This is a genomic window from Streptomyces sp. CBMA123, from assembly GCF_014596465.1.
Lineage (GTDB): Bacteria > Actinomycetota > Actinomycetes > Streptomycetales > Streptomycetaceae > Kitasatospora.
In genome coordinates, this window is the sequence record NZ_MECK01000472.1 from 1 (window position 1) to 1,586 (window position 1,586).

1 protein-coding gene is annotated in these 1,586 nt (G+C 75.7%); it reads left to right on the plus strand.

The window, feature by feature from the left end; all coding sequences use genetic code 11:
• Positions 1-111: 111 nt before the first annotated feature.
• The coding region (locus BG452_RS34540; RefSeq protein WP_188308295.1) for a lyase family protein at positions 112-1,586 on the plus strand (1,475 nt) is incomplete at its 3' end.

A 1,586-nucleotide genomic window follows, 5' to 3' on the forward strand; every position in this document is an offset into this window, starting at 1 on the left:
TCCGCCGCGCGAACCCGCCGACCGCACCGCCCGGTTGCCGGGCGGCACCGCGCCGTCCGCCCCCGCCCCCGTGCGCGCCCTGCTCGAGGACTACCTGCTGAGGAGCACGTCATGACGGTGACCGGTCGGATCGACGGCATACCGAGCGAGGTGTGGCACCAGGAGGTGCTGGCACCGCAGTTCGCCTACGAGGCCGAACACCTGCTGCGGCACTACGTGGCGATCGAACGGGTGCTGCTGCTGGAGTACCGGCGGATGGGACTGGTCGACGCGGCCGGCACCGCCGCGATCGCCGCCCGGCTGGACGAGGTCTCCCCGGAGACCGTCCGCGCGAACCCGCGCGAGAACATGTCGGACATCTCCTTCGCCCTGGAGCGGCACGTCGCGGCCGGGCCGGTCGCGCCGTTCGCGGCCTGGCACGCCGACCGCAGCCGCAACGACCTCCAGGTCTGCGCCCAACTGCTGTCCGCCCGCGAGCAGGTCCGGGCGCTGGCCGCCGACCTGCTGGCCTTCGACGCGGCCGTCCGCGAGCTGGCCGGGGGCGCGGTCGAGGTGCCGATGCCCGGCTACACCCACTCCCAGGCCGCCCAGGTGATCAGCCCCGGCTTCTACCTGGCCGCCCTGTCCAGCGAGACGTTGACCGCCGTGCGCCGGCTGCTGGCCGCCTACGACGAGATCGACGCCTCACCGCTGGGCGCCGGCAGCATGGCCGGGCAGGAACTCGACTGGGACCGCTCCCGGATGGCCGAGCTGCTCGGCTTCGCCCGGCCCCAGCCGCACGCCCTGGTGGCCGTCGCCTCGCGAGGCTGGGCGCTGGCGATCGCGGGCGAGGCGGCGCACTTCGCCGTGGCGCTCAGCCGCTTCACCACCGACCTGATGGCCTGGGGCGGCAGCGCCCACGGCTTCCTGGACCTCCCGGACGAGCTCTCCGGGATCTCCGCCGCGATGCCGCAGAAGAAGAACTTCCCGGTGCTGGAACGGATCCGCGGCCGCTGCGCGCTGGTGGCGGGCAGCGCGGCCGAACTGGCGGCGGCGCAGCGCAACACCCCGTACACCAACACCGTCGAGGTGTCCAAGGAGGCCGGCGCGCACCTGCGGGTGCAGACCGAGGCGCTGCGTTCGACGCTGCGGCTGGCGCTCGCCGTGGTCAAGGGGCTGGTGTTCCGCACCGACCGGATGCGGGCGGCCTGCGAGGGCGAGTTCCTCGGCGGCTTCACCCTGGCCAACCGGCTGACCCTGGACGAGGGCGTGCCGTGGCGGAGCGCGCAGGTGATCGCGGGCCGCTACATCAAGGCGGCGCTGGACAAGGGGCTGGCCCCGGCGGACGGGGACGCCGCGCTGCTGGCGGCCGTCGCGGCGGAGGCCGGGCACCGGCTGTCCGGGCCGCGGGCGCTGCTGGACGCGTCGCTGAGCGTCGACGCCGGGCTGCGCGCCAAGACCTCGGTCGGCTCGACCCACCCCGACCAGGTCCGCGCCACCCTCGCCGAACTCGCCGCCGAGCGGGAGCGCCTGGCGGAGGGCTGGGCGCAGCGGTCCGCGGTGGCGGGGGCGGCGGCCGAGCGGGTCGCGGCGCTCCTGGCGCCGTC